Annotated in this window: 34 protein-coding genes; 9 read left to right on the plus strand and 25 right to left on the minus strand. The window is 63.3% G+C overall.

Annotation, left to right across the window (positions count from 1 at the left end; translation table 11 throughout):
- Positions 1-141 precede the first annotated feature (141 nt).
- Together FHS92_RS17515 and FHS92_RS17520 are read right to left on the minus strand one after the other, a co-directional pair.
- On the minus strand, positions 142-453 hold the full coding sequence (locus FHS92_RS17515; protein ID WP_184081912.1) for a hypothetical protein: 312 nt from the start codon (positions 451-453) through the stop codon (positions 142-144).
- Between the two features lie 471 nt (positions 454-924).
- Positions 925-1,980, minus strand: coding sequence for a DUF2493 domain-containing protein (locus tag FHS92_RS17520; RefSeq protein ID WP_184081913.1), 1,056 nt, complete (start codon positions 1,978-1,980; stop codon positions 925-927).
- 598 nt (positions 1,981-2,578) lie between these two features.
- On the opposite strand from FHS92_RS17520, the gene FHS92_RS17525 reads away from it, so the two are divergent.
- On the plus strand, positions 2,579-2,860 hold the full coding sequence (locus FHS92_RS17525; RefSeq protein ID WP_184081914.1) for a hypothetical protein: 282 nt from the start codon (positions 2,579-2,581) through the stop codon (positions 2,858-2,860).
- A 382-nt stretch (positions 2,861-3,242) separates the two neighbouring features.
- Here FHS92_RS17525 and FHS92_RS17530 read toward each other — a convergent pair whose 3' ends face one another.
- The 6 genes from FHS92_RS17530 to FHS92_RS17555 form a co-directional block, all read right to left on the minus strand.
- Positions 3,243-4,484 (minus strand): type II toxin-antitoxin system HipA family toxin, encoded by a 1,242-nt coding sequence (locus tag FHS92_RS17530; RefSeq protein WP_184081915.1) that lies wholly within the window; start codon positions 4,482-4,484, stop codon positions 3,243-3,245.
- Positions 4,481-4,735 (minus strand): helix-turn-helix transcriptional regulator, encoded by a 255-nt coding sequence (locus FHS92_RS17535; RefSeq protein ID WP_311735638.1) that lies wholly within the window; start codon positions 4,733-4,735, stop codon positions 4,481-4,483. Before FHS92_RS17535 ends, FHS92_RS17530 begins: the two co-directional genes overlap by 4 nt.
- Before the next feature lie 255 nt (positions 4,736-4,990).
- Positions 4,991-5,506, minus strand: coding sequence for a Ros/MucR family transcriptional regulator (locus tag FHS92_RS17540; RefSeq protein WP_184081916.1), 516 nt, complete (start codon positions 5,504-5,506; stop codon positions 4,991-4,993).
- A gap of 117 nt (positions 5,507-5,623) precedes the next feature.
- On the minus strand, positions 5,624-6,181 hold the full coding sequence (locus tag FHS92_RS17545; protein ID WP_184081917.1) for a hypothetical protein: 558 nt from the start codon (positions 6,179-6,181) through the stop codon (positions 5,624-5,626).
- A 501-nt stretch (positions 6,182-6,682) separates the two neighbouring features.
- Positions 6,683-7,018 carry a single-stranded DNA-binding protein gene (locus tag FHS92_RS17550; RefSeq protein ID WP_184081918.1) on the minus strand — a complete coding sequence of 112 codons (336 nt, stop codon included), beginning with the start codon at positions 7,016-7,018 and terminating at the stop codon, positions 6,683-6,685.
- A gap of 481 nt (positions 7,019-7,499) precedes the next feature.
- On the minus strand, positions 7,500-7,844 hold the full coding sequence (locus FHS92_RS17555) for a thermonuclease family protein (RefSeq protein WP_011608058.1): 345 nt from the start codon (positions 7,842-7,844) through the stop codon (positions 7,500-7,502).
- Positions 7,845-8,155: 311 nt separating this feature from the next.
- On the opposite strand from FHS92_RS17555, the gene FHS92_RS17560 reads away from it, so the two are divergent.
- A complete protein-coding gene (locus FHS92_RS17560; protein WP_011608059.1) occupies positions 8,156-8,344 on the plus strand; it encodes a hypothetical protein in 189 nt (62 codons plus the stop codon).
- A gap of 18 nt (positions 8,345-8,362) precedes the next feature.
- On the opposite strand, the gene FHS92_RS17565 is transcribed toward FHS92_RS17560, so the two are convergent.
- Positions 8,363-9,052 carry a pentapeptide repeat-containing protein gene (locus tag FHS92_RS17565; protein ID WP_011608060.1) on the minus strand — a complete coding sequence of 230 codons (690 nt, stop codon included), beginning with the start codon at positions 9,050-9,052 and terminating at the stop codon, positions 8,363-8,365.
- Positions 9,053-9,428: 376 nt separating this feature from the next.
- Between FHS92_RS17565 and FHS92_RS17570 the strand changes: the two genes are divergently transcribed.
- On the plus strand, positions 9,429-10,502 hold the full coding sequence (locus FHS92_RS17570; RefSeq protein WP_343056764.1) for a DUF1173 family protein: 1,074 nt from the start codon (positions 9,429-9,431) through the stop codon (positions 10,500-10,502).
- A gap of 6 nt (positions 10,503-10,508) precedes the next feature.
- On the opposite strand, the gene FHS92_RS17575 is transcribed toward FHS92_RS17570, so the two are convergent.
- The 6 genes from FHS92_RS17575 to FHS92_RS17600 form a co-directional block, all read right to left on the minus strand.
- Entirely contained in the window at positions 10,509-11,012 is a 504-nt protein-coding gene (locus FHS92_RS17575) for a hypothetical protein (protein WP_011608063.1), read from the minus strand.
- Positions 11,013-11,099: 87 nt separating this feature from the next.
- Positions 11,100-11,612 carry a hypothetical protein gene (locus FHS92_RS17580; protein ID WP_011608064.1) on the minus strand — a complete coding sequence of 171 codons (513 nt, stop codon included), beginning with the start codon at positions 11,610-11,612 and terminating at the stop codon, positions 11,100-11,102.
- 46 nt (positions 11,613-11,658) lie between these two features.
- On the minus strand, positions 11,659-12,150 hold the full coding sequence (locus tag FHS92_RS17585; protein ID WP_092960004.1) for a hypothetical protein: 492 nt from the start codon (positions 12,148-12,150) through the stop codon (positions 11,659-11,661).
- Positions 12,147-12,488: a hypothetical protein gene (locus tag FHS92_RS17590; protein ID WP_011608065.1), complete on the minus strand. Its 342-nt coding sequence runs from the start codon at positions 12,486-12,488 to the stop codon at positions 12,147-12,149. The genes FHS92_RS17585 and FHS92_RS17590 overlap by 4 nt, the downstream gene beginning before the upstream one ends.
- Positions 12,475-12,939 (minus strand): hypothetical protein, encoded by a 465-nt coding sequence (locus tag FHS92_RS17595; RefSeq protein WP_011608066.1) that lies wholly within the window; start codon positions 12,937-12,939, stop codon positions 12,475-12,477. The genes FHS92_RS17590 and FHS92_RS17595 overlap by 14 nt, the downstream gene beginning before the upstream one ends.
- Positions 12,940-12,992: 53 nt before the next feature.
- Positions 12,993-13,613, minus strand: a complete 621-nt coding sequence (locus FHS92_RS17600) for an SOS response-associated peptidase (RefSeq protein WP_092960002.1) — start codon at positions 13,611-13,613, stop codon at positions 12,993-12,995.
- 97 nt (positions 13,614-13,710) lie between these two features.
- Between FHS92_RS17600 and FHS92_RS17605 the strand changes: the two genes are divergently transcribed.
- Positions 13,711-13,902 carry a DUF6771 family protein gene (locus FHS92_RS17605; RefSeq protein ID WP_092960000.1) on the plus strand — a complete coding sequence of 64 codons (192 nt, stop codon included), beginning with the start codon at positions 13,711-13,713 and terminating at the stop codon, positions 13,900-13,902.
- Between the two features lie 11 nt (positions 13,903-13,913).
- Here FHS92_RS17605 and FHS92_RS18470 read toward each other — a convergent pair whose 3' ends face one another.
- From FHS92_RS18470 to FHS92_RS17635, 7 genes are all read right to left on the minus strand, one after another.
- Positions 13,914-14,099, minus strand: coding sequence for a hypothetical protein (locus FHS92_RS18470; protein ID WP_238828874.1), 186 nt, complete (start codon positions 14,097-14,099; stop codon positions 13,914-13,916).
- Between the two features lie 9 nt (positions 14,100-14,108).
- Positions 14,109-14,270 carry a hypothetical protein gene (locus FHS92_RS18475; RefSeq protein ID WP_011608068.1) on the minus strand — a complete coding sequence of 54 codons (162 nt, stop codon included), beginning with the start codon at positions 14,268-14,270 and terminating at the stop codon, positions 14,109-14,111.
- 163 nt (positions 14,271-14,433) lie between these two features.
- On the minus strand, positions 14,434-14,970 hold the full coding sequence (locus tag FHS92_RS17615; protein WP_011608069.1) for a DUF736 domain-containing protein: 537 nt from the start codon (positions 14,968-14,970) through the stop codon (positions 14,434-14,436).
- A gap of 209 nt (positions 14,971-15,179) precedes the next feature.
- Positions 15,180-15,587, minus strand: coding sequence for a ubiquitination-like system serine protease family protein (locus FHS92_RS17620; protein WP_011608070.1), 408 nt, complete (start codon positions 15,585-15,587; stop codon positions 15,180-15,182).
- Positions 15,584-16,783: a ThiF family adenylyltransferase gene (locus tag FHS92_RS17625; protein ID WP_092959998.1), complete on the minus strand. Its 1,200-nt coding sequence runs from the start codon at positions 16,781-16,783 to the stop codon at positions 15,584-15,586. The genes FHS92_RS17620 and FHS92_RS17625 overlap by 4 nt, the downstream gene beginning before the upstream one ends.
- Positions 16,743-16,994, minus strand: coding sequence for a multiubiquitin domain-containing protein (locus FHS92_RS17630; protein ID WP_092959996.1), 252 nt, complete (start codon positions 16,992-16,994; stop codon positions 16,743-16,745). The genes FHS92_RS17625 and FHS92_RS17630 overlap by 41 nt, the downstream gene beginning before the upstream one ends.
- 96 nt (positions 16,995-17,090) lie before the next feature.
- Positions 17,091-17,279, minus strand: coding sequence for a hypothetical protein (locus FHS92_RS17635; RefSeq protein WP_092959994.1), 189 nt, complete (start codon positions 17,277-17,279; stop codon positions 17,091-17,093).
- 159 nt (positions 17,280-17,438) lie between these two features.
- Between FHS92_RS17635 and FHS92_RS17640 the strand changes: the two genes are divergently transcribed.
- The 4 genes from FHS92_RS17640 to FHS92_RS17655 are packed head-to-tail and all read left to right on the plus strand — an operon-like array spanning position 17,439 to position 19,713.
- The gene (locus FHS92_RS17640) at positions 17,439-17,651 is read left to right on the plus strand and encodes a transcriptional regulator (RefSeq protein ID WP_020818060.1); all 213 of its coding nucleotides are present in this window, start codon (positions 17,439-17,441) and stop codon (positions 17,649-17,651) included.
- The gene (locus tag FHS92_RS17645; RefSeq protein WP_011608074.1) at positions 17,648-18,277 is read left to right on the plus strand and encodes a hypothetical protein; all 630 of its coding nucleotides are present in this window, start codon (positions 17,648-17,650) and stop codon (positions 18,275-18,277) included. The genes FHS92_RS17640 and FHS92_RS17645 overlap by 4 nt, the downstream gene beginning before the upstream one ends.
- Positions 18,278-18,279: 2 nt before the next feature.
- The gene (locus tag FHS92_RS17650) at positions 18,280-18,762 is read left to right on the plus strand and encodes a helix-turn-helix domain-containing protein (RefSeq protein WP_092959992.1); all 483 of its coding nucleotides are present in this window, start codon (positions 18,280-18,282) and stop codon (positions 18,760-18,762) included.
- Between the two features lie 18 nt (positions 18,763-18,780).
- Positions 18,781-19,713, plus strand: a complete 933-nt coding sequence (locus FHS92_RS17655; RefSeq protein ID WP_092959990.1) for an ImmA/IrrE family metallo-endopeptidase — start codon at positions 18,781-18,783, stop codon at positions 19,711-19,713.
- 370 nt (positions 19,714-20,083) lie between these two features.
- On the opposite strand, the gene FHS92_RS17665 is transcribed toward FHS92_RS17655, so the two are convergent.
- The gene (locus FHS92_RS17665) at positions 20,084-20,500 is read right to left on the minus strand and encodes a DUF3768 domain-containing protein (protein ID WP_011608078.1); all 417 of its coding nucleotides are present in this window, start codon (positions 20,498-20,500) and stop codon (positions 20,084-20,086) included.
- A 108-nt stretch (positions 20,501-20,608) separates the two neighbouring features.
- On the opposite strand from FHS92_RS17665, the gene FHS92_RS17670 reads away from it, so the two are divergent.
- The gene (locus FHS92_RS17670; RefSeq protein WP_011608080.1) at positions 20,609-21,097 is read left to right on the plus strand and encodes a hypothetical protein; all 489 of its coding nucleotides are present in this window, start codon (positions 20,609-20,611) and stop codon (positions 21,095-21,097) included.
- On the opposite strand, the gene FHS92_RS17675 is transcribed toward FHS92_RS17670, so the two are convergent.
- Positions 21,091-21,324, minus strand: coding sequence for a hypothetical protein (locus tag FHS92_RS17675; protein ID WP_011608081.1), 234 nt, complete (start codon positions 21,322-21,324; stop codon positions 21,091-21,093). The genes FHS92_RS17670 and FHS92_RS17675 overlap by 7 nt on opposite strands.
- Before the next feature lie 24 nt (positions 21,325-21,348).
- A complete protein-coding gene (locus FHS92_RS17680) occupies positions 21,349-21,711 on the minus strand; it encodes a DUF6927 domain-containing protein (RefSeq protein ID WP_246352103.1) in 363 nt (120 codons plus the stop codon).
- Positions 21,712-21,778 lie beyond the last annotated feature (67 nt).

Raw genomic sequence — 21,778 nt, forward strand, 5'->3', positions numbered from 1 at the left:
TCAGCCGATCTCTCCACAGCCAAGCTTGGCAAGCAAAGCGCCCGTGCAATGGTTCCGCACAGGCGCTTGACTCGATAATCCCCATGTGAGGGGGCCGGAGAGCCCCTCTGGAGCCCTCCGGCGCTTGGATCGATGATCATTTCAGAACGGGCAGTCCGCGTCCCACTCGGGATCCATCACCACGCTCATGAAGCTTGCGGCGCGGGCGATGTTCGCTTCGTCGAAGTCGTCGGCCATCATGCCCGGGACGGAATGGACGATCCGGTCGATCAGGTCCTGGGGCAGGGCGTTGTAGTCGCCCTCGTCGATGGCGAGAAAGTAGCCGAACTCGTCCTCAATGACGTGCTGGTCGAAGAAGCTATGCTGGGCTCTGATCGTCGCGGCGCGCACTGCTGCGTCATAGCTGATGAGGTCGAAAGCCGGGATGTCGAGGGTCTTGGTAAGAGCGTTCATGTGAGCCTCCTGTCAAAGGAATTGAAGAGGTCTCCTTCGGGATGGCCGAGCTTGGCCCGGGTCAGGAACGGGCCGCCCGCGGCCCGCCGCGTGAGCGGGGGTGGGGGAGCCGATTTTTTCGCCTTCTTCAGGCGTAAAAAATTGGGGGAACTGCCCTTCTTGACGCGGGCCAATGGCGGCCATCATAATTGGAAGTCTGCGAGAGTATTTAACCCTGTTGGGCAGCACCCCGGTGGTCCCAGGCACGGGTCTCGCCCGCCCGGCGGATGCGAAGCCTTCGCGGCGTTCCTGGTGGCCGCATCGCCAGTAGCGATGCTCAGGCGGCCAACAGGCCGTCAGGCCATTACTGGCGGGGGCAAGAAGCGAGCGAGCCGGGTCACGACAGTCTGCGTCCCGATCGACAAAAAGGAAGGGCATCCGGCGGTGGGGCCGGACACCCTTCATGTTTGATGCAATCGGAGCAGGCCCCGCTCAGAATGGCGGGAGGTCATCGCCATTGACGGTGCCACAAGCCGTGCGCTTCATCGCAGGCCGCTCAGCTTGCGCTGCGGCTTTGGTCCTCGCCGCCGGAGCCTCGTTCTGGACCGAAGCGTCGCGCACAATGTGGAGGGGAATGCGGGCTTCGCGCAGACGGTCGGCAAGGTTCGCCTGGATGCCGCCGCCGCTGCACACCACCGCCTCGACAGGCTTGAAGGCGAGCATGCGAGCGTTGCGCTGATAGGGCGCCGAAGGTCCCCGCGAGGTATCGGGCTTGGACAGGATCACCGGCACATTGTGGCGTGATGCCCAGGCTGCCGCGATCACGTCCGCGCCCTTGTTCTGGGCGGTCGTTGCCAGCACCATCGACGGGACCCGGGCATGGATCGCATCGAGATAGTCTTCGACCAGCGCAATGTCTGTGAACTGCTGTCCGCCCGAGAACACCACGACCGGACCCGATGGGGCAAACTGCTCGCGCCGCTGCGCCTTCTGTGCCGCGAGATAGTCGCGCGCTTCGATCATCGAGGCATTGGTCTTGGACGAGACCCGCGAGCCCCGCACCGGCGAGAACGGCCGACCGGTTTCCACGAGGTAGATCTTCGCGGCGTGGTCACGCATGCATTCCATCGCATCGCGGCATTCGGCAAGGCTGCGGGCCTGCATGGTGAGGTCCTCAAGATCGGTCGCATAGACCTCGCTCGGATCGTACTCGCGCAGCTTCTCCTGGAGCCGGTTCGCCATCGCGTCTTCGCGGTCGTCAAGGCGTTTGGCGACGACATGGAAGCTGTTGGCGATGCCCCAGGCGACTTCGCTTGCGAAGTCTTCCATCCGGGTGTCGCGGAACAGGTCGAAGACCGTTGCCAGCATCATCTCGATCGCCGCCTGCGCCACCTCCGGGTCGGGCATTTCAGCTGCACTTGGCTCATGCTCGATCGAGAGCTTGGCCAGTTCGGTCTGCTCCATGAATGCCCGGGCATAATCGGGCGTGGCGATTTCGCGCGCATAGTGTTCGGCAAGGTCGGCAAAGTTCGAGAAACGGTCCGTCATGATAACCTCCAAAGCAACAAGTCTCTCATCACGCTGATGAAAGATGCCCATCGGAAGGACGCCGGAGTCAGGCAGTCAGGGACGGCGGCGCGCACGCGCTGCCGCCGCGAGAAGCGGGCGTGGGGGGAGCCGATTTTTGCTCGCAAGGCACTAGCCGCAGCAGGCCAAAATCGGGGGGCACCCGCGATCCTTGACGGCCGCCAATCTCCCAGGCGTCATGCTATGGCGATGCTGATTTCGCTCAGCCACCGAGATGAGAGTGAGATTACGGTTTTGCCCCCGAACCCCATCGGGGCGTTCGGGGTTAACCGCAAAACACAGCCCTTGCCTGGCCGCAGCCTCGGTTGCGGCACACCTGCAAATGACGGACCCCTTGCCGGAGCATGTCACTCGTCCCGCGGGACCTCGTGCACTGCACGGGTGCGGGACGGCGACGGAGCCGTAGGCAAGAGTGCCGGCGGCCCATCACGGGAAGCACCGCACCCGCAGGAGCGGCCCGAAGGGCGCGCGGGACCGAGTGCGTCCATCTTGACAGGGCCGCTCATTCTGAAGTGCAAGGACAAGGCTTCATCAAGGGATTGGGAGAGCAAGCACGGCCATGGAATTCGACGACCAGATGCGGCGCTTCTTCGGGACCGATGATCTCGCAAGCGTCTCTACCGAGGCCATGGCAAGCGGGATCGAGCGTATGCGCGTCGAGTTCGGTCTCGAGACCGACAAGGGGATCAAGTTCGCCATGTGGTCGCTGCTCTACATGCTGGGTTCGGCGCCGAATCTCGATGTGGCGTTCAAGGACCCGCAACACCGCGACGCGGCGCGCACGTTTATGGACCTGCTCGATCAGGCAAATGCCGGCGAGGCAGATGATCGCACGCCGTAGAGATTAGGATTGAGGCCGCTTTACCCTGCAGTTGATTGGTTCTCGCGTTTTGCAGGGTAACGGAGTACTGGATTCGGCGCGGCGCGGTACGAGCAGGTTCGCCGCCTTTCCGCAGATTCTTATGTTACAAAACCTCTATCTATGAACGATCTAGTGATAGGTTTTGAAGCAGTCGGAGGACCGTTTCCGTTAGGAATAAGGGGTGATATTTCTAACAAGAGTGCGCGGTCCTGAAGGACCGGAAAACGTCCGGCAGCTTCATCGCGGACGGGCAGGTTAAATCGCGAAAACTCGGATGAATCGGCTATTAGATCTCGTTTTCTCGGTAAATCGGCCCCTTAAAGCACAATTTCTCGGAGCGGGCTTCCGAGTCGCGCCAATATCACAACTTCCCACCGAGCAGCCCGGCGCGCTCACGGACAAGCGCGATGACAGGGACGAATCCATCTGCCGCCCAAGTAGGGCCAGTAAATTCGTTGTCCAGGCCGGCAATGACAGCCTCACACAATTGCCTGATCCGGGTCCGCACGAACGGGGCGCCAAGCCCGCAATCGACAGCGAACTTGTCCCAATGACGCGGCTCGAGTTCGTTGAGGAGGTGCTTCCCGCCAATCTTCATCGCGAGCTTCGGCGAGAGTTCCGGGTAAAGCGTGGTCGAAAGCAGATCGTAGAGCGGTGCAAGCTCGATCGCGCCGTCCTTGTGCAGGAGGCTAAAATTCTTGGCGTGGGCATCAGCATTGCCGATGATCAGGTTGAAGATTGCCGCATCGAGCAGCCGCAGGATGTCGCGTGGCGGACGGGTTGCTGCCCGGCGCAGCAGCGCGAAGCAATCAGGAAAATTCGGCCCGCCTTCGCTCGCATATTTGCGGTGTGACGGCACGCCAAGCGCCTGCGCGAAGTCTTCCTGGTGCAGGCGGACCAGTTCGCCTGACGGACCGATGGTCCGATCATAGCGACTGATCAGCAGAAATGAACGATCGCCAACCGTACGCATTTCGACCGGTGCAACGTCAAGGCCGATGGCGCGGGCGAGCGACATGCAGAAGTATTCGTTCTCGGTCGTCCAGGGGAAACGCGTGATCGGTGGTTTGAGGATATGACTGGTCGGCTGCCCGGGTGCTGGCAGGGCAACCTGTCTGTCGATCAGAAGCACCGGAAGTTTCGATTGTGCCCCGGCCAATGACAGCCGCAACCCATCCTCGCCCGCCAGCATTGGACGCATCGGCAAATGATCGAGCAACTGGATCAGACGATCATCATCGAGAGGTTTGGGCGCTGCGGCGCTAGGGGGAGTGGGGGCTTCGCCTTCAGGAAGGAGCGTCAAAGCGCCTGCCACTTCACCGCCGAGATGCTCGAGCAGCCGGAATTCATTGTCGGCGGAGACACCAAGCGCGCGGGCGATGGCAGTACGCTGGCTTTCCTCGGGCAGAATGCCGCCAAAGAAAGGCTGGCATTCCCGACGATGGAATGGCTCGACCTGCTTGGGTAGCGAGAATGAAAGCGCCGGAGCGCGAGGCTCTGTCAGCCAGCCTGGATCATAGGCAAACTGGGTTTCGCCGAAGGGGTCGAGATAGAGGGCGCCGACCACACGGCCGTCCCACCAGACGGTGAGCCTGCTGCTCATGACCGGCTCGCAGGCGGGGCGATCTGGACTTCGCAGCCGAGCGTCGTGATGACCTGAAGCACCTTGCCGAGTTGCAGCGTCGGCTTGCCAGCTTCGAGATCGACAATAAACCGCACGCCAACGCCGCTCACTGCCGCAAGCTCTGCCTGCTTCAGGTTCTGTGCCTTGCGTTCGCGGCGCACAAGGAGGCCAAGTGAATTGCTGTCCATATTACCGAACGGGAAGTTATGCTCGATTGTGGCCGATTTCAAGGCATTTATTCCCGCTCGGGAATAACATCGTGGTGCCGGGCGTCAACTCATGCACAAATTCCCGAACGGGAATGTCAAAGCGTTGCGATATGAGGCGGTGCGCCGCAAGTTATCCCATAATCTGACCGTGCCCCGGATTTATGGGATAAGTGGGTCGCTGGGGCTCCGGGTGACATCTCTAAATTGCAGAGATCGTTCGGGATGATAATCGGAATTATGTTAAATGAAATCAAGGATTTGGCAGAAATCAGCGGTTCAGCTGGCGTCTGCCGAGCCGAAGGCAACGCCGAGCTTCTTGCGTTTTGCCGGGGTCGCGGCGGCCTTGGGCTGCGCCTTGGGTGCAGCTTCGGGCGCTGCCTTGGCCTCAGCCTTCGGGCTTTGCCCGGGCTTGCGGCCAAGGCCGATCCTGACAGCCAGTTCCTTGCGCTTGGCGGCATAGTCGGGCGCGACCATCGGGTAGTCACCGGGCAGGCTCCAGCGCGTGCGGTACTCGGCGGGCGTCAGGCCGTGCTCGGTGCCAAGATGGCGCTTGAGCATCTTCATCTTCTCGCCGCATTCGAGGCAGGTGACGGCGTCGGGCTTGACCGAGGCGCGCACCGAGACGGCAGGCTTCAGCTCTGCCACTGCCGGTTCCGGCGCCTGTCCAAGCGCGGCAAGCGAAGCGTAGACCGCCTGGATCAGGCCCGGCAGGTCGGATGCCGCGACCGCATTGTTGCTGACATGGGCAGACACGATATCGGCGACATGATCCAGCAGTGCTTCGTTTTCCATGCGGGCGAGACCTTTCCAATTCCCGGGTCAGGGGTTCCTAGGCGATCGGTCGCCACCACGCCAGAGGGCCATCGCCGCCGCGCGCCAGGCGCGGCTTGAAGGATCGATGGTCCGAATTCAGGCCGCGAAGAGCTCGCCCTGCGGATTGGCGGCCGTCAGGCCAGTCCGGCGCAGCGGCGCGGGTTTGCGCAGCAGCGCCAGCACACCGGGCTTGACCACATAGACCGCATGACGCCCGCCGCCGCGGTTCTTGTGGTTCGTGGCGTAGCCCGCATAGTGCCGGGTCATCAGCCCGGCGCGGACCAGATCGGAAATCGCGCGGCTGACATTGGCGCGGCCGACGGCCTGGACCTGCTCTTCGACCGCGGCATCGATGCGCGCGGCATCGCGCATCGCGTCACCGGTGAGCTCGTACTTCAGCGCTGCGGCCACGCGCGCGCGCAGCGCGGCGCGCCGTGCGCGCTGCGCGCTCATCGGCAAGAGCTGGGAGCAGAGCCATTCACGCAGGAGCATGGGCAAGCCGCCTTGCGCCACGAAGGGCCCGGCTTGCCCTCGCCGGTCGGCAATCTCGGCGACCAACTGGAGGACAAGGAAGGCGTAGCGGGGCCGGTTCGAGGCTTCGACCAGGACCGCATAGATCCCACCGACACCAGTGATTTCTTGGGCTCGTTCCATCGATCAGTATTGAGCACAAAAGGTGAATCCTGTGAATCCCCTTTGTGCCTTGCGCTGTCGTTTGTCGCCCGTGACACTTCGCCCGGAGGTGCGATCTGGTTTGCGCCGCCACGTGCGTTGCCCTTGCCCCACGACCAATTTGGTCAGTGTGCAGGCATGATCGGTGACCCGCCCTCCGCGCATATCACGTGCGCAGCGCAACATGACACTCCGCCCGAGGGCAAAGTGTCACAGATGCCATGCCCGAAGGGGCACAAGCCGCCGATCCGGCAGGCAAAAAAATGGGGCCAGCGTGAGCCGGCCCCTTGGAAAGTTTTGGGAGAGGATGCCTGAAAGGCACTGCTGATATGGGTGCAGGGTTCTGATGCTGCAAGTGCGAAATAGACGCTGCAGGTTGCCTTTTTCGCAACCGGCGTTTCGCCCGTCGCAGCGACTACATGAGTGATGGGGGGCTGGCCTTGGCCCAATGGGAGGCGGCGCTGCCGCCTCCCGGGCTCGGGTTTAGAGGAAGAGGACTTCCTCGGCGACGATCTCGACCGCGTAGCGGTCGACGCCCTCGCGATCGGTCCACTTCGAGTAGTGAAGGCGGCCCTGCACCTCGACCAGGTCGCCCTTCTTCTTGTGCTTGGCGACCGAGGTGCCGAGGCCGTTGAAGGCAGTGACGCGGTGGAATTCGGCGAGGGTTTCGGTGTAGCCGGCCTCGTTCTTGACCGTCTTGCCGTCGACCAGCTTGGGGCGGTCGGTGACGAGGGTGAAAGAGGTGATCGCGGTCTCGCCGGCGTGGCGGGTTTCGGGAGCAGCAGCGATGCGGCCGATCAGGATGACGAGGTTCTTCATGGGGTATTCTCCGTGGCTTGAACTCGGCGGAACCGCCCGCCGATGAACACCACAGGCAGGGCCAAAGGCCCGGGCCCGCACCGAACGCATGTGAGGGGAACCCAAAAGCGAGGAGTGGTGCGGCAAGCCCAAAGGGCTTCACGGTCCGCTGCTTCTGGGTTGCGGCCAGGGACTGGCCCTGCAGGGTTCATCGGCAAACGAAGGGCGGTTTCGTCAGGTCAGGCCCAGCGGATGCCCGCAAAGGCAAGACCCGTCAGCCTCGGCCATTTCGCCGGAACCTGCTCCCACCCGCCAGCGCCCGCGGCAGCGGGCATTGCCTTCCTCGCCACCGACTCCATGCCGGTCAAAGACGCGTCGGGTCACAGAAGGGCCGCCCTCCGGCCCTCCCCGTTCAGCGTTTCGGCTACGGCTAGGCCCCCCGGTCTGTCGCAAAAGGAGGCGTCCGCAGGCGAGCAAAGCTCGCCACCTTCGATAGGGACCATCAGCGCCAGGGCCTCGCGAGGCCTTGCGCGACCAGATAGTCGCCGGCGTCCACGCCGTTCACCGTGACCGTGGCGAGCGTCCGCCCATAAGGGTCGGTGCCGAGCCGCGTGATCATGACCCGTCCGCGCGACAGCAGCCGCGCGAGTTCGACCCGCGAGGCTTCACCCGCTGCAAAGTCGCACCAGGCGTAAGAGCGCCTTCGGTCCTGACACTTGGGGCTGTCGGGAAGCTCGGGTGCATCGATATTGGCGATGCGGACCCGCTCGCGGCCGCAGCGGATCGTGTCGCCGTCGTGGACAGAAGGTGCGAGGCAAAGGGCGGCGGCGGCAAGAATAATCGGCATGGACCGGAGCCTAGCGCCCTCGCCCGCCCGCGCCAACCAGCCTTGCCGACTCCCCCACTGGCCCCGATCGTCACCCGCAGGGCCGGCATCCATGCCGGCGAGCTTGGGTGGGCGGCGGTGCGACAGCGCCGACGTGCGCCTTAGCGAGTAGAGCGGGTTGCCCCCAGCCCGCGCGGGGCGCGGGCGCCGGGGTGCCCCTCCCCTTTACCACCTCGCCAAATCCCGCCAAAATCGGTATGCTCGCCCCCCAGCTCAACCTGTCCGGCCCCGCTGCCGCAGGCAGAGCCACCCGAAGGGAAGGATCCCGGCCCATGGCTGATCCACAGCAGATGCCCAGCGCCCTGCAAGTCGCGCGCGCGATGACGCAGGTCCTGCGCACGAAGCTTGCCGTGTACGGTGCGGAAGAGATCACCCTCACCCGCGAGGAAGCGGCTCTGTGCCTCGGCCTGGCCGAGGGCATAAGCGAACACCTGGAACTGGAAGAGGGCGGCGCACGCTGAGGCGGGCGGTCCCCGCCCCTAACGGACGTTGAGCCCGAGTTCGCCCAGCAATTGCCCGGCCTGCTCGCGCGAGATCGTCGCTCCGCGAAACAGCCCACCATCGACCAGGCGAAGCCCGCCAAGATCGGCGCCGCGCAGGTCCGAGCCTTCGAAGCGCGACCCGGCGACCAGCGCCTCGCGCAGCGAGCAGGCCTCGAACACCGTCATGCGGAAATCGCCCTTGCGCAGGTCTGCACCCGACATATCGACCCGGCGCAGGGTCTCCTTGCGGAACGAGAACCCGGGCAGCTTGGCAGAGACCAGCAGCACTTCCTCGAAATGGATGTGCATGGCGCGTGCTTCGGTGAAGTCGGCGCCAGTGAGCTTCGATCCCACGAAACGCGTCGCGGTCAGGCCCGCGCGGCGCATCACGCAATTGTTCCAGTCGCCGCCGATGAACTCGGCTTCGCTGAGGTTAGCACCGGCGAAGTTGGCGAACGGTCCCCGGCAGGACTGCCAGACCGTGCCTTCGAGCTTTGCCCCCGACAGGTCGCTGCGCCGCAGGTTGCAGCGTTCGAAGCGCCAGCGGGTGAGATCGAGGCAGGAAAGGTCCGCTTCCTGGAGGTCGCAGTCGATGAGCGTGCGCGGCGCCGCGCCGATCAGGCGCTTGATGTCGCTGCGAGTCAGCACGGCGCCGGTAATGGGCTGCGAGGCGAAAAGGTCGTCCATCCAGGGACCGGTAGCGCCAGTCATGCGCCCGCACCAGCAAGCCGCGGACGGCCTCCACGGTTGCGCAGCCGCCGTTGCGAGGCGCGTCCCCGGCGAGCTTGCCGCGATCTCACGGCTATCATAGACTGACCCCAGCGCGCCCACCCGGGGCCGCGAAAACCTGAAGGAGATGCGCGAGAGGTCGAACGGGCAGCGTCGATCGCGAGAAATTGGAGCAGACCCCAATGATCCAGCGATACCGTGTGCTCGGCCGCAGCGTGGCCGAAGGCGATGAACTTCAGCCCGTCTTGCGCGAAGCCTACGAGCGCAAAGTCCCGGTCCATTGCGAATGCCGTAAGGGCTCCCCCTCTACATCTCGCACCGGCAGACCGGCTACGTGCTCGCGCGCTGGCCGGGCTCGGGCGCGCGCCATGCGACCGCCTGCGATCACTACGAGGCGCCCGATTACCTCACCGGCATGGGCCAGGTGCGCGGGGGCGCCGTTCTGGACGATGAGACGAGCGGCGAGACCAGCCTGAAGCTCGGCTTCCCCCTCTCGCGCGGGGCGGCCCGGCTCGCGCCCGCGGCGCTCACCAACGACAAGCCGACGGTAAAATCGTCGGGTCAGAAGCTCTCGATGCGCGGGCTGCTGCACGTCCTCTGGGACCGGGCCGAGCTGACGCATTGGCATCCGAAGATGGCGGGCAAACGAACCTGGTTCGTGGTGCGCCGCGCGCTGCTCGAGGCGGCAGCCAGCTGCCGGGCCAAGCAGGAAGCCCTGTCCCACGTGCTGTTCGTACCCGAGAGCTTTAGGCAAGAGGAGAAGGAGGAAATCCGGGCCCGCCGCCGCGCGGCCCTCGCCCGGGTCTATGCCTCACGCGACGAAATGATGGTGGTCGTGGGCGAGATCAAGGAGATCGTGGCCGCGCACGGCGCCGAAAGGATCGTCCTGCGCCATGTCGGCGACATGCCGTTCGTGATGGACCAGGACATGGCGCGGCGCTTCCACAAGCGGTTCGCGGGCGAGCTCGCATTATGGCAGGCGCAGGATGGCCCGAACGGCAAGAGCGGGCACCTGATTCTCGGCGGTTCGTTCGCGCGGCGGCGCGAGGGCACGTTCGATCTCATCGAGGTCGCGCTGATGCCGGTGACGGCGGAATGGCTGCCCTATGAGACCAGCGATGAACGCTATCTCGTCGGCAAAGCAGTCGCGGAGAAACGGCGGTTCATGAAGGGCCTGCGCGTCAATCTCGACCTCGACACGCCGATCGCCAGCCTGGTGCTCAAGGACACCGGCGAGGAAGCAAGCGCCATCCACATCCACGACCGCGACGACGAGGTGGCAGAGCCGCTGGAAGCGCTGCTCGCCGGGCAAGGCGTCGCGCACCTGCTGTGGAAGGAAGGCGAGCCGCTCCCGGCCCGCGTCAGCCGCGCGCCGCGGCGAAACTGGGACGCGCAGCAGGCTGCCTGAACAGGGTCAGTCGCTCTCGCGCGGCAGCGGCCTCAACGGCAGCAGATCGAGACGCCGGGACGTGTCGCAGGCCGCGCGCAGGGCTTGGAGGCGCGCCGCGACTTCGCCCTCGTGCTGGGTGATCTCGATGCGATTGAGGCCAACGATCGTCCAGACCGGCAACTCGGGCCGCTCGGTCACGTGGACCGAGTAGGCGATGGGCAGCTTGTCGGGATAGAGCCACAGCAGCAGCACGGGCAGCGCGGCGAGGTTGGGCTTGCCGCCCGACGCAGCGAGTGTCATCACGCCCCGGTCCTGGTCATACCGGCAGGTGATCCCGAGGGGTTGCGGGTGCCCGGCAAGGCCGAGGATCGTCTCGCCTGGCCGAGCCCCGAAAACCGCCTCGAGCTCGGCGGGCGGCGCGGCCTCGGCGTTCTCAGCCACCTCGGCGAGGAACAGTTCGACCGCGGCAAAGCGCGCGGCCTCCTCGCGGGTGCAGGCAAGTTCGAGCGTGAGCGTGATCGAGGACATGGCTGGGACTTTCGTGTTGCCGCGCGCCGACGCGTCCCGTTGCCAAGGCAAGGGACAGAACGGCGGACAGGCGTGGAATTGAACGGGTCAGAGCACGAGGTGGCGCTCGACGTGCGAGCGTTCGCGCGGCCTCTGGAGGTTAAAGACGGGGACGCCGTGGCTGGCGGCGATGCGCAGCGCCTGGCCGGTGCCGCCCGAGGCCTCACCGTCGGCGGTCCAGCACAGCACGAATTCCGCGGGGCTATCGAGGCTCACTCCCAGCACCTGGAACACGTTGCGGGTGTGGAGCGCCTGGACGAAAGCCGAGAGCCCGGCAAAGGCCGGATGGTGCGCGGCAGCGATCAAGCGCGCCCTCCCCCAGAGCTCGGCCCCGAGCGTCCCGGGATGAAGCGCACTTGCCGACCCGCGCCAGCCCACCGCCGGCAGGAAGATCTGCGCAGAGGGGCCTGCCCCGCGTTCGAAGGCGCTGTCGGCGCCGATCGCGTGGCCCGAGCGCAGGACATAGCCGCGCTTGGTGAGCGCGAAGGCGGCGTGGGTCATCAGGCTGAGGATTGCGGGCGGCGTCGCGCGCGCACCGATCCCGGCATAGAAGCGAGGCATGGGCTTGGACTCCTTTACGGAACGCCCAGCCCCAAGCCCCCTCCCCTTACCCCGTGTCGGCGGCGGCCAGAGTGGCAGGCCCGTAGGCGGCGAGCAGGTTGCGGTGGAGCACCGCGTTCTGCGCCGGGAAGAAGCTGCCGTCGGCGTTCGCCCGGGTGATCTGGAGCGCAGCGGCGACCACCTCGCGAAACGGCCGCATCACCGCACGCGATCCCTCGTAGGTCACCGGCTGCGGAAATCCCGCCGCGATCCAGGTGGCCGGTTCGACAAGGTTTTCGAGCCAGGCCTGCGCGTCGTCGGGCAAGGGCGATTCCGCCGAGACCAGCCAGAGCGTCCGGTATGTCCCGAAATCATGGGTATTGGCGACCATGGCAAAGCCGAGCGGCAGGGGCGGCTCGCCGTTGAGGGCAATGATCGCGGCCTTGTAGGCGAGCAGTTCGAGGGTGTTGGCCGCGGCAAAGTCGGCGCATTGCCCAAGCTGCGCGCAGGGCTCGTCGGCGGGACCGGCGCCGAGTTCGAGAATCCAGTGCCGGCTCATGACGCGGCCCCCTCGAGGCTGTCGGGATACCAGGCGAGTTCCACCGCGTCCGGATGGGCGGCTTCGAACTCGGCGATGCGCGCATGGGTGATGAGGCCCGCACGGTCCCTCACCCCGACGTAGCCGCCGTAAAAGCGGCCGCCTGCAGCAACGAACTGGGCGTGGATGTCCTCGCACACCGCCTCGGAGACGAAGAAGCCCGGCACGCCGGCGATGTGCGCCGGCGGCAGGACGCCAAGCATGTCGTCGAAGAAGGCCTCGCTCACCCGCGAGAGCGGGAAGCGGGCGAGCACGACTTCGCGTGAGGAGGCCAGCAGGGCGGCGTCAATTGCGGTCATCGCTCGACCCTCCAGCGATCACGAAGGCCGGGATGGTCTGTTCGGCGCGGGCAATTTCGCGCTTGAGATCGCGCAGCCGGGTGAAGTTGTTGATCCATGAAGGAGGGAAGAGGACGTATTCGTCTTCGCTCGCCGTGTAGTCGCGCATCGGACCTTGCCCATCGAACAGGATGATTTCGGGGAGATAGGCGCCGAGACAGCCACCCGACCAGCGGCGGAACGGCAGGCCGTGCTCGGCGCAGAAAGCGTCGATCTCGGGGATCTGCCCGCCGTTGAGCTCGGTGCCGTAGAGCTCGAGCGGCTCAGCCTCGGGCAGCACTGCCGGATCGAAGGGTTCGCCGTCCCACTCCGTGCGCAGGTCATAGTCGGCGGCGTGCGACGCGAAGGCTTCGAGATGTTCTCGCGGCAGTGCGCCGCCGATGGTGATGTGGACGGGGGCTCGGTCGCCCATGGGCTTGGGTCCTTTCGCTTGGGTCTGATCCGACCGGCGAAGCCCCCCTCCCCTCAGCCTGACGTCGCCGCGGACCTCCCGGCACCCCAGCGCTCGGCTCTGCGATCGACGGCGAGTTCATTGGAACAGGTCTGGCACAGCGCGAAGGCTTCGGCGGGTGTGCCTGCGAGCCATTGCTCCCACTTTTCTCGGGCGAGGACGACGGGCATGCGGTCGTGTACGTCGGCCATCTGCGGGCAGCCATCCACCATTATCATCGAATAGGCCGCGCCCCACTCCTCGGTCGCTCGCCACAGGCCGGCGACGGCAACGACCTCCTCGCCCGCCAGCGAATACCAGGTCCGGGTCATCTGGCCCTTGATGCCCTCGGCCTCGGCCCAGGCGGTCACCGGGATCAGGCAGCGGCGGCGCTCGAAGCTCGGCCGCCAGAACGAGGTGCCGAGCTTGTCCTCGCGCGCGTTGTTGACGGGCTTGGGCTTGAGTGGCTGACCGTTCTTGCCCTTCAGGACAAGCGGAAAACCCCAGGTCATCACCCGCGTCTCGCCTTCGGCGACGACGAGGCCGGGATAGCCCGGGTAGACCTCGGCGGCGAAGTTCGCGCCTGCGCCGCTGCTCGCGCCGAACAGTCGGGCGATTTCTGCAGGGGCCTTGGTCATGCGGTACAAGTTGCACATGCCTTGATGCTCGGCGGACCGCCCTGCCCTGTCAATCAGGACAAACAGCGGCGCCCGCTGTCTTGCAAATATGTTCTTCCTATGTGCTCTTACCAGCATGGAACGAATCGATACGTCTGCTGTCGCTCATGCGATCCTGGACGCTCCGGGCTGGGCGCGGGTCGGCATCACAGCCCCAAGCTCCTGCATACGCGAGGATGCCGCGCTCGAACTCGGGCGCGTGATTGCCGATGCGGTCGACGCGCCGGCGAGTGCGCCGTCATCGGAACAGTCGATCCTGCCGCTCTGAAGCCCGCCAACTCAGCCCGCCGGGCGAGGGAGCAGCGCCTCGATCTGCGGGTCGAGCGGAAATCCGAAACGCCGGGCGATCTCGGCAGCGTGTTCGAAGTCGGCCGCGCTGACGTGGAGTGAGCGGGCGAGATCCGCGAGCGTGTCGCCCTCGCGTGGCGCAGAGAGGGCATGGAGATTCCCATGCGCCAGTGTCACCGCGAACGGTCAGGTCATGGCGATGCCGATAACCTCCTCGGTGAGGACGACCATCGTATCGCCGGTGTGGATGGCCTCATCGCACTGGACCGCGTCGTAGGCGTTGCCGGTGCTCGCAAAGGCGTGGTGGCGCCGGGTGGTGAAAGCGAAGCGTTCGCTATCGGTCAGCATTGTGGATCTCCGGGTAACTCCAGGCAAATGAAGAGGCGGAACGCCGGGCGGGGGGGGCAGTGCCGGCGTTCCGCCTCAGGCCGCGCGGCGGGCTTATCCGCGGCCTTTGCACGGGAACGGGGACCCGCTTGGAGTCCCCGCCGGTTGGAGTTGGACTTGCCGATCAGGCGTCGACGAGCGGCGGCAGCGCGCCATCGTGTTCGGCGCCGTCCTTGGCATTGGCCCGGACGCGCTTGGCGGGCGGGGTCGCGGTGCTGTCACCCAGACCGTCGTCGTTTCGGCCATCGCCAGCCTGTTCGCCGCCGCGGTCGCTGCCACCGGCATCGTCGGCCGGGAACATGTCGCTCTCGCCGTATTCTGCCGAACCGAGCTGCGTATTGCGGCGGCGCGGACGCTGCCAGGCGATCGCCATGGTGCCGTCCTCGCGCGGGAAAGCGGCGATATAGAGCGGCTGCGCCATCGACGGATCGTCGATCTTGCCCTGGTAGAAGCTCTCGCCGGTCGAGTTCGAGGAGAGTTCGAAGAGCGCACCGACGATCACCCAGCGGCGCTGGTCGTTGAGCGCAACGATCTCGTAGCGGGGTGCGCGGGGGTTGCTGGAGGTCACTGGCCTGAGGCCGATGGTGCGGGTGATGGTGAGCGTTTCGACAGAGCCGATCAGCTGGCCGTTGGCGTTCTTGCGGATTTCACCGATGTTCATGGACGTTCTCCTGGATGGATCGATTGCGACCGAACCCCTTGTTCGATCACTCTCTTCCCACCCCCCTTCCCTCCCGGCCGTCAGGCCGAAGCTGCGGGCGCTGCCCGCAGAGGTGTCCAGGACCGCTCAAGCGGTGTTTTCAGACAACGCTATGACCGAAGAACCAGAGACGAGGACGTTCAATGACAACGATGAGTGTAATACGGATTCTACCTTCCAAAGATCGATTTAATCTGATCAGCCAATGCCAGTGCTGCCTTCCACAGACGGGCAATCCAGGATTTTGGCTTGGCGTCGTTGGCGACATGGCGCAAAATCTGTTTCTGCATGAGCGATTTCGCCGCTTCGGTGCTAAATGCATCCAGCCATTCGACCTGTCCGGCTGAGATGACATAATGAGATTTGCAGGGACCATCGCACACTGCGATGGAAGGGCGGATCGTGGCAAACCCGTCGTCGCAATAGACTTGGTGGCTATCGGGAACGAGAAGCGTGATCCGATGGCCGCAGCCGCAAGCACAGAGAAGTCCGGCGAGCTCGAATTCCTCGCTGTGATAGACAGTTTCAGGCTCCAGCTGCTTAGGGATCCGATCTACCGCTTGATAGGCAAACTTCATTCTAACCCCCCAAAGCGATCAAGATCAAAAGATGCCGTCTCAAAAGTGTAGGCGATGGCATCGCTTAATCGGTCATAAAACTCAAAATGCTGCTTGAACCGGATCACGGCGAATATCGCGTTGAGCGCATTGAGTTCGGCGACTTGCGCCTGCTTCCGATACTCTCCATTTTCTGGATTCGTCGTTGGCAGATAGGGTGTATTTACCGATTGCTCAAATGCAGCGCGATCCGCTCCGGTGATCCGAACGACGCCATTCAACCCAATGAGTGAGCGATTGAGGCCCATGCCACAATCAACGAAGGGAATGGCATTTGCACTCAACCAGTCGACGATGGCGAGCCGCGACGGCCCGTCGTCAATCGACACAAAGACAAAATCGAACTCACGCAGGCTCTCGATATTCTCGGAGGTGATGCGCTCCGGGATCGGGACGATGCCACAATGCCAATTGGCATAATGTTGCGCCAGCGCGTCAACCTTCTTCATCCCGACCGCCCGATGGATGAAGCCGGGGATCCTAAAGAGCGTGTGAATATGAACCTTATCGTCGTCGAAAAGCCCGATCTTTTCGAGATGCGTGCGGGCGATGAAATCGAGGATGTAAGCTCCTGTGCCGCCGAGGCCAATGATTGCTACCTTTATGCCCCTCAACCGCGAAGCCACGTCGTTGAGGTGGTAGCGTGACGACATTGAGTCTGGAATGCGCAACGGACTGTTCTGCGCCGCGGCTTTGATTTCTATGCCCCGCAGCGGACTAGCATCGGGGAAAGCTGCCATCGCGGGTGCAACGATCACATCGAGATAAGTGCGCACCTTTTCTTCAAACGACCGATATGGGCGCATTGCGCCAGACTCGAGCAATTTGAACGAAAAGGAATGGTTGCAAACAAAGCCGTCAGCCACCAGGACGGTAGCCGCGCCACCGCCCAATCGCAGCGCCCGCCCGTTCTGGTCGTGCGGACGGCATCCCTTGAACCAGGCCTGATGGTCGCTTGGGGCATCGATGACCCAGTTATTCAGATCGACTGGACTTGCCCAATCGCCATATTCGAGCTCACCGGCGCTGTTGAGGCACGGTAACCCGTAGATGACGAAATAGGCGTTGACGAAGTCGAGGTGATAGCCCTGTTCCTCCAAGTCCCGGATGAAAGGATTATGACTCGCCAGTTCCTGAAACTCTGAAGCGCATTCCATCTTTAACCATTACCTCCTGACCTGGCGCGAGGGTGCCGCTGATGTTAGCGGAGTGGCCGCGTGAATATTTGATGAGATACTCGGTTGAAGAGGCGCCGCCGTCCTGAAGGTAGTAGGCGACGACCTCGTCATATGAGATTTTCGTCTTGACCACTTCGTGGTCGTCTTGGTTGACGATGATGGTGACGGTCTTTTCCGACTTTTCAGACATGTTTTGAATCCAATGCAAGGGTTGGGTGTTGCGGCTTCGGAATCGGACCAAGGCTCCAAAGCACTTTGGCCGGAATGGGGATGAATCGTCGGTTCATCAGGAATTCGGGCTATCGCGCCCGTCGGGTTCACGGGCGACGCCTTTGAACGGCTTGCCGTCCTGCTTCACCTCCATGAAGTGTCCGGTGCGCTCGTTCCGTTTCTGATAGTTGCCGTCGGTCCGCTGAAATTGGGTGCGAGCGGTAACAGCGCCGCGACGGAAGTCATTTCCTGTGTTCTTGGCCATGAGAACGATTCCCTTGTTCAAGCCTGCGATTTAACCCGGCTTGAGATTGATCGCCGGATGGCGTGGATATGATAGCTAGTTTTTAGCTAGTCAAGGGCTATTTTTTGATTGACATTTGCGCAGATGTTGTGTAGCCCTACTCCCGCTGAAGGAGGCGTAATGGCTGCCAAGAAGACGATGACGCTCAACCTTACGGATGCGGAAATGCACGCACTCGAAGGCCTTTGCGACAAGAAGGATTTGAGCAAGACGGCTGTGCTGCGTCAGGCATTACGGCTCTATCAGCTTGTTGAAGCTCGTGTTGAAAAGGGCGACAAGCTGTTTTTCGAAGACGAAAAGAGCAAAGAAAAAGCGGAAGTCATGATGCTATGACCGCCGTGATCAGTCCGATCGCACTCTTGAACGCGACGAACGGCAAGCTTGAAGAAGCCGAGCTCTGGGATGCGATAACCGAAAAGCAGCTGGGTGACTGGGAAGCCGAATGGATCCCGGAGCTCTTCAAGGCGATCCAGAAACTGCACCGCGCCGGTGTCGAGCGGGTGCATTGGCCGCAAAGTCGGCATTGGAACTGGCGTCAGAAGACCCGGGCTTTGCAGGGCATGTTGGCGCATCCCGGCTTCAGCATCGTGTGCAACGGAACCACCCAGGGCATGATGATCGTGGACATCACAACGCATCGTTGCCGGGTTGAGAGCCAAAAAGGAAAGGACCTGGTTTATGTCGAATATGTTGAAAACGCGCCGTGGAACCGCCCCGAGCTCGCCGATCCGCCGCTCTATCGCGGTATCGGCAGTATTTTGATCAGGGCTGCTATCGCACTCAGTATCGAGGAGGAGTTTAAGGGAAGGATTGGCTTACACGCTTTACCGCAGTCGAATGGCTTCTATGCCAACACCTGCGGCATGACCGATCTTGGCATCGACGCAAGCTATCATGGTTTGCGCTATTTTGAGATGACGCCGGAGCAAGCCGAATCCTTCATCGCCAAAGGAAATTAGCCATGAAGATCGAGATCTCCAAGGATTGGTGTCTCAAGATGGCATCGTTAGAAGGTGACACCGAAATTGGTGCCGGCGTCACCGCCGCCGATCCGCTTTTTGATGGTGAGGCAGAAACGCAGAATGTTGGCGAAGATGAGCCGAGCATTGCTTTTGGTCGCTTTGTCCGTCTCATGCGGCGCAACAAAGGATTGACGCTCGAGGAACTTGCCGAGCAAGCCGACATTGACGTCGCCGAACTCGTAGAGATTGAGGACGACGTTCGTCACAAGGCTGAATTGCGGTCCGTTTATCAGCTGGCCAATTATTTTCAGGTTCCGCGTGGGAACCTGATGCAGGTGGCCGGTCTGACGACACCCAAGAATGACAACCTCATTCATGAAGCCGTTCGCTTTGCTGCGCGATCTGAGCCTGTGGCAGCGCTTAGCCAGGCTGAACGTGCTGCATTGGAGGCGTTCGTCACAGTTTTGAGCGAACGGGACTGAACGTCAAGGAGCAGGCGGTTGAGCAGAAATCGACTTTTATCTGAGAGAACCGCCCATGATATCGACGCCCGCGTCGAACGGGTGTTGAAGGGGCTCGGGAATCCCGAGCCCCCGCTCCGGCTCGAAGACGTGCGGCATTTGCTCAAGCTCGATCTCAAATTCTACACGGCGAAGGATCCGAGCGTCGCGCAGGAGGCGATCAGCCGGATCAGAGTCGCCACGCTTCAGGTTTTCAATCGTCCGGCACTCATCCTGGACGCCATCCACAAGTGGTCCTTGAAGGCGCTGTATCTGCCCGATCGCAAGCGTATCCTGCTTGATGGCGACCTGCCGATCAAAAAGCATCGGTGGAACGAAGCGCATGAAATCGGTCACAGCCTATTGCCGTGGCACGAGGATGCGATGCTTGGCGATAACAGCCACACCCTCTCGCCCGAATGCCATGAGCAGGTCGAAGCCGAAGCCAATTTTGCCGCAGGCCGCCTGCTGTTCCTGCGCGATCGATTTACGCAAGAAGCCCTATCGATGTCGCCGACCATCGAAACCGTGAAGAGCCTCCACGGCGTTTTCGGCAACACGCTGTCGACGACGCTATACCGATTCGTCGAGACTGCGGGCGTTCAAACTCCACTGGTCGGGATAATGTCCGGCCATCCACACGTTTCTCGCCGCAAGCCGGACTTCGATCCAGCGAATCCCTGTCGGCATTTCATCCGGTCATCGGCCTTTGCCAAACACTTCGGAAAAGTAGACGAGTTAGAGCTTTTCAAGGCTGTCGCTGGATATTGCGGAGCACAGAGCGGCGGGCCACTCGGCAGTTGCGAACTGGTGCTAATCGACGACAATGGCGATCAACATCGCTTCTATTTCGAGACATTCTTCGCCTATTGGGACGCACTGACGTTAGGGGTGTACGTTAAGCCTGAAATTCAAATGGTTGCTGCTGCATAGCTGGAATATCAACTATCCAGTCGTTTGGCAGGCGGGGAGAAGGATGATCAGACGCAGCCATTCCCGAGCAGCCCTGAAATCAATCGACTCAACCGCTGTGGAGGGCTCGCGCCGCCGTTGCTTTGGTCGCCTCGAAGCCGACTGACCAGTTCCATCGGAAGTTCAGCGTATGGCGATACCTCAGTCTGAAGCTCCTCGACCGTAACAATCTGTCTGGGCTGGCCACCACGCCAGTGCCTCACATCAGGATCGCGGCCAACCTCGGCGACGCCGAATACCATCACAAAAAACGTCCCCAGCCCCAGGTCCCACCCGACCGCGACCTCGAAAATGTCCGAGCGCTCCGGCAGCGGTCTTAGCGAATACCGGCTCATCGCCTCACCAGTCGCTTGCCAACATAATCGTGACGACGCGGAAGCTCTGCTGCGCGTCCCACAGTGTCTCCGACCCCCCAGGCGAACGTCCCGTCGTTGGCATAGACATCGATCTTCCAGAAGATCTTGTACCCCTGGAACTCGACCGCGCCGAAGTCGCGCTCGCCATGAGGATCGTTCCCCGGCTCGATCGGCGTTTCGTTGATAAGACGGCGCAGCGCTGCCTGACCCAGCATCAGGCTGGCCTGGCGTGCGCCGGGGTCTTCGGCGTCGCCAGCACGAATGTCGGCCAGCGCCCGCGTGAACACAGTGCGCGAAGTGGGCAGTGAACCCGCGCGGGCCGCGTCGTTGAGCCGGGCGATCTCAGCAGTGTGGTCGACGCCGGCAGGTGTGGATGAAGCAAGTGCGGTCATGGGTTCTACCTTTCATGATTGATCCCCCGCTGAGTTCCCCCTCCCCTCCGCTGTCCGGTTGACGGGGCCTGAACGTTCACGCTACGTTCTTTTGGAAAGGATCTCGCCATGCCCGCTCCCAGCCACCTCGACCATTTCGATCTCGACATTGGCCTGCGCGATGCGTCGTGCGACGAGAACCTGCCGCCAGTGCGCCGGGCGATCGCCGCGCTTTGCATCGGGGTCGGCGTGGACGATGCCTACCTGTCAGTCCGGGAACTGCGCGAGGCAGTGTCGCTGGTGCATGAGAACGCCCCCGGCGGGCGGGCAAAGCTCGCGGGCATCCTCAGCACCCAGTGCGACGACTTCCAGCGGGCGATCTATTACTGCCTCGCCGGGCGCGGCGTGGTCGAGATGGCCGAGGCGATGGATTGGCTGCTGACGGTCCTCAAAGCGCGCGGCCGCACCGCGGCCTGGCTCAGCCGGATGCGGGTGCGGCGCAAGGACCTCGTTTCGCCCTACGTGGCTGAAGCACCTGACGGGCCGCTCGTGTCGCCAAGTCCCGATTTCGAGCTCGGGCAATCGTGGTTCGTCGAGCGCGGACCCGAGCCCTACTGATCCTCGGGCTCGTCATCGTTGCAGGTGACGACCCGCGAGACGGTGCGCCCCGGCGCTGCCTTGCTTGCCAGAACCACGCGGAAGGGCTGCAGCGGATTGCCGGTCTTTACCACGGCGGTGTCGCCCTGGACGTGCTCGGCGACCCGGGTGGCGATCCGGTTGGCGTTCTCGATGCTGCAAAGGCGCGCTCGCTTGGACGAGCGCTGCGGTGGGGCGGGATCGGTCATGGCGCTACTCGCTTGGGTGCCGGGTCACGAAGTTGACGGGGCACCGGGTGGCGGCACGATCGTCCACGCCCGGCTCATCAGCTTGCTGATCTTCACCCCAACCCCGTCGCTGACCCGGCGCAGGATCGTCTTGCGGCCCGACTGGACCACGCGGAAGCTGCGCTCGCTCTGCCCGTCGGTGAAGGTCAGCGGCTCGGCCAGCACCAGCATATCGCCCGGTGCGGGCTTGCGGCGCGTGGTCAGGGCGAGGCGCTGGCGGCAATGCTCGCGCCACTGCGCGGCATATTCGTTGCCGGGCGGTCCCAAGAGGTCGAGGATCGAGGCCGGGCAGTCGTAACTGTAGGGGCCCATCGTTTCGGTCAGTCGGGTAGGATTGGTGCTGCTCATGGAGTCAGCCCTGATCCCCCCGCCGAACCGCACGTGCAGCTTTCACCGCATGCGGCTCTCCACTGTG

The sequence above is a fragment of the Sphingobium subterraneum genome, from assembly GCF_014199435.1.
GTDB lineage: Bacteria > Pseudomonadota > Alphaproteobacteria > Sphingomonadales > Sphingomonadaceae > Sphingobium > Sphingobium subterraneum.